This window comes from Brachyspira catarrhinii (assembly GCF_005518285.1).
GTDB lineage: Bacteria > Spirochaetota > Brachyspiria > Brachyspirales > Brachyspiraceae > Brachyspira > Brachyspira catarrhinii.
In genome coordinates this window covers 1-4,133 of sequence record NZ_SJDU01000209.1, presented here as the reverse complement: position 1 = coordinate 4,133, position 4,133 = coordinate 1, and the positions used below count along the sequence as shown (strand labels likewise).

Sequence of the window (4,133 nt, the reverse complement as noted above, 5' to 3'; positions counted from 1 at the left end):
AAGCGATTGAAGAATACAAAAGATTTACTTCGGACGATAAATTGATGCGAGCTTACGCTGCCCGAGATGCATTTTTAGTAGGACAAAAAATGATGCTATCGAGGGAAAGAAAAGAAGGATTTGACGAAGGAAAACTTGAAGGTGAAAAAAATAAAGCAATCTCAATGGCGAAAGCGATGAAAAAAGATAGAGCGGACATTAACCTAATCTCAAAATATACGGGATTAACTATCGAAGAAATACAAAAACTGTGAATAGACGATAAAAATTTAGTTTAAGTATTTTTACCCGCATAGAATAAATGACAAATTATATAGAAACAATAATAAAAACAAATCTTTTTGAAAATATAGATAAAAAAGAAATTCCAAATATTTTAGAAAATTTTAAATTCCAAAAAAATCCATAGAAAAAATTGATTACAATATGCCATCTCGTCCTCATTATGAAGCGTTTATTATCAAACATTTCATAAAATATGTTGTGGATAAATATAAACAAGCGATTTCATAATTTGTAAGTAGAAGTAAAACCGCTCAATTAATCGATTTGAGATTTTGACAGCGGTTTTATTAATAAAATTAATTAATAAAAAATAAAAAATTTAAACATTGCAAGAGGCACGCCTACGGCGAGGGGAATCAAAATGATTAATCTAAATAATTTAATAAAATCTCGTATAAATATCATACAGATTATAAGCTACGAAAATATGCGAATAGAGGGTTATGTTTCTCAAACCGCATCCGAACTAAAAAGGAATTGGTATAAGTGGAATTGTTCTTCGGGGCTTAAAAAATTTAATATGAAGGATAAAAAATTTGATATTATAGCCAATATGGACGATAACCGAGCGATTTTGGATTGGTATGAAAGCGCTAACGCTAAAGATTCGATTTTGATTTTGGAAGAATTTAATTTGCAGTTGGAAAATAATCCGTTTTTAATAAGCAAAATGAAAGATATTGCATCGCAAGATTATAACGATAGAAGTTTAATAATGCTTCAAACGAAAAGACAGCTTCCGTCCGAACTCGATAAAGATGTTTATATAAAAGAATTGGATTTGCCAAATATAAAAGATTTGAATATCATATTTAAATCGACTTGCAAACATTATAATATAAAAGCCGAAGGCAACACGCAAAAAATAATCGAATCGGCTTTGGGATTAACGATAATGGAAGCGCAGAGGGCGTTTTCAAAAGCGATAGTTCAAACGGGACAATTAACCGAAAAAGAAATTTCAATAATAATCCAAGAAAAAGAAAATATAATTAAAAACAGCGGGCATTTGGAATATTATCATCATAACGAAACTTTGGACGATGTCGGCGGACTCGATATTTTGAAAGATTGGCTAAAAAGAAGAGGACGAGCTTTCGAGGACGAAGCTAAAAAATACGGGCTTGAAATTCCAAGAGGAATACTTTTACTCGGAATACCTGGAACGGGAAAAAGTTTATGTGCGAAAGCGGTAGGCTCGGCTTGGCAGTTTCCTATAATAAAATTGGATATGGGAAAAGTTTTCGCGGGAATTGTCGGAGAATCTGAAAGCAATATAAGAAAGGCTTTGAAGATAGCGGAAGCGGTGTCTCCTTCGATTCTTTGGATTGACGAAATTGAAAAAGGACTTTCTGGAATGGCATCTTCTGGCTCCACTGACGGCGGAACTACATCGCGAGTATTGGGAACTTTTTTGACTTGGATGCAGGAGAAGAAAAAACCCGTATTCGTTGTGGCTACGGCAAATAATATATCGGGACTTCCTCCAGAACTTTTGAGAAAAGGAAGAGTTGACGAAATATTTTTTGTAGATTTGCCATTAAAAGAAGACAGAGAAGAGATAATAAAAATACATTTGAAGAAATTCAAAAGAGATTATAATAAATTCGACATTTCAAAAATAGCGGGCGCATGCGAAGAGTTTTCTGGAGCGGAAATAGAGGAAGCTATAAAAGAGGCTTTATTTAAGGCTTTTGACGAAAATAAAGAAATTGAAACGGAGCATATAATCGAGGCGATGAAAAAAACTTATCCTATTTCAAAAACTATGAAAGAAAATATAAGCGACATGAGAAGATGGGCTAAAGCTCGCGCCGTTTTGGCTTCTTCAAATTCTTGGGAAGAGGATGAAAAATCGAAAGATAAACCTATTCCTCAATTAAAGCAAGAAACTAACAACCCGTTTATAGAGTAAAATTTTAATTTTAAGAAAGGATTATTAAGTGAATATTATTACAAAAATTATCGATGTTATTAGCGGTATTATTGATAATTTTGCCGATATATTTAGCGGCGTTCCTTTCATTTCTAATATTATCGACAAGATTGGTAATATTCCTTTTTTTATAATCTGTATGATTGTTTCTATTTTTATTGTAAAAAAGATAATATTAGGAGCAGGATTGGCATTGGATATAGGAGAAGGTTATGAAGAGATTCTCAATAACACTTTAGAAAAAATAGAATTGGATAAATATAAAATTAAATACTATATAAAGAATAATCTACTTATTATAAGATATAAGGATAAAAATCTATATGATAAATTCTGGACAGAGGAAATAAAATTCCGTGAAATATTGTCAAATATATTAATAGTAACAAATAATAAAAAAGTCATTAAATCTCTTAAAGAAAAAACTGATTTGACAGAAAAAGAAATAAAAGAATGGGCAAAAGAATATTTAGAAAACGAGAAAATATCAACGACTACAAAACCAAGAAGAAAAAGAAATACCAAAAAGACTACAAGTCAAAATTACACAAGACCTAATTATACGACACCTACTACTACAAAACCAACAGTATTGGAAATAATACATTTAAGAGATAATTTGGAGAAAGATATTTTTAACGATATTGTAGAAAAAATGGAGTTGCTTAACAAATATAAAATTAAATGCAATTTAAATTCTACCGCAAATTCAATTTCTATAGAATATAATGATATTAAGCAAATAGGAAAATTTCTTCTTGAAAAAGGCATATTAGACGAAAAACAACTTTACGACTATAAAGGGAATTTACGAAATTCTGACATACCATATACAAGAAATAATATTCCTTTTATAAGTATGAATGGTATTATTGATTATAGTAGAGATACTATACATAGATATTTAACTTTACCATTATCATATAAGTATATGATTAATTATTTAATTATGCATATCTTATCGGAACACAAAAAAGTAAAAGATAAAAACGAAATGAAAATCAGAGAAGAAAAAAGAATAAAAGAAGAGAATGAAAGAAGAATTAGAGAAGAAATAAAAAGAAAAGAAGAAAATAAAAAATTGCAAATTATATTAAATAAATGCGAAGCTAAAATAGAAGAGATAAAAGAAATTATTAAAGATTTCAATTATTCCGATAAAAAAACTTACGAAAAACCATGCTCGGAATATAAAAAATCATGCTCGAAAATAAAAAAAGATTTAGAAAACACAAATATTAAAAAAGACCAAGCGATTAATAATATTAACAATTTGATAGATGAAATTAATCAAATTTATAAAAACGCTTATAACAAGAAAAATAATGTTTCTTCGCTTTCGTATATTATGGAAACCGATGAAGATATTGATTTAATAGAGAAAATTGATATTAAACTTTTTAATAATTAATAGGAGATAAATAATGACTTTAGATAAAAATATAAAAAAGCAATCGATTATCACGATATATTTAAAAGACAAAATAGACGCCGAAATACTTAACAATACATTAATTAAAATAGGATTAACATCCGTTTCAATAGAAATAAAAAATTTAGAAAATTACGAAAATTATTACTATCTTGCATTTAATAATAATATAAATATTGATACGATTAATAGCAGTTATTTTATAAAGATAGACGAAAAAAATTCATGCTTACATATTAACTCTGCTATCGAAAATATTGATATTTATTTAAAAGTAAAAGAAATATTATTTAAAGAAAAAATATTAAATGAAATATATGACAAGGCAAACGAATATAAAGATAATTATAAACAATACGAAGCGAAAACTGACAATATTATAAAAAGAATAGAAACGAAAAAATCGGGGCAATATAATCTATTCATTATTAAACATTTTATAAAATATATAATAGATAAATATAAAAAAGAATTAACTTT

Annotated in this window: 3 protein-coding genes and 1 pseudogene; all 4 read left to right on the top strand. The window is 27.9% G+C overall.

All coding sequences use genetic code 11. The features are described 5' to 3' along the window. Nucleotides 1-254 (top strand): annotated as a pseudogene (locus tag EZH24_RS14100) (Rpn family recombination-promoting nuclease/putative transposase); the annotation flags it as partial. Between the two features lie 392 nt (nucleotides 255-646). Continuing rightward, nucleotides 647-2,200, top strand: a complete 1,554-nt coding sequence (locus EZH24_RS08115) for an AAA family ATPase (protein WP_137998636.1) — start codon at nucleotides 647-649, stop codon at nucleotides 2,198-2,200. A 28-nt stretch (nucleotides 2,201-2,228) separates the two neighbouring features. Next, the gene (locus EZH24_RS08110) at nucleotides 2,229-3,632 is read left to right on the top strand and encodes a hypothetical protein (RefSeq protein WP_137998634.1); all 1,404 of its coding nucleotides are present in this window, start codon (nucleotides 2,229-2,231) and stop codon (nucleotides 3,630-3,632) included. Nucleotides 3,633-3,645: 13 nt separating this feature from the next. Beyond that, nucleotides 3,646-4,133: hypothetical protein (locus EZH24_RS08105; protein ID WP_137998632.1), on the top strand; the 488-nt coding region annotated here is incomplete at its 3' end.

Coding starts and splice junctions, on each gene's coding strand:
- EZH24_RS08115 (WP_137998636.1), top strand. CDS start 647: ATGATTAATCTAAATAATTTAATAAAATCTCGTATAAATATCATACAG.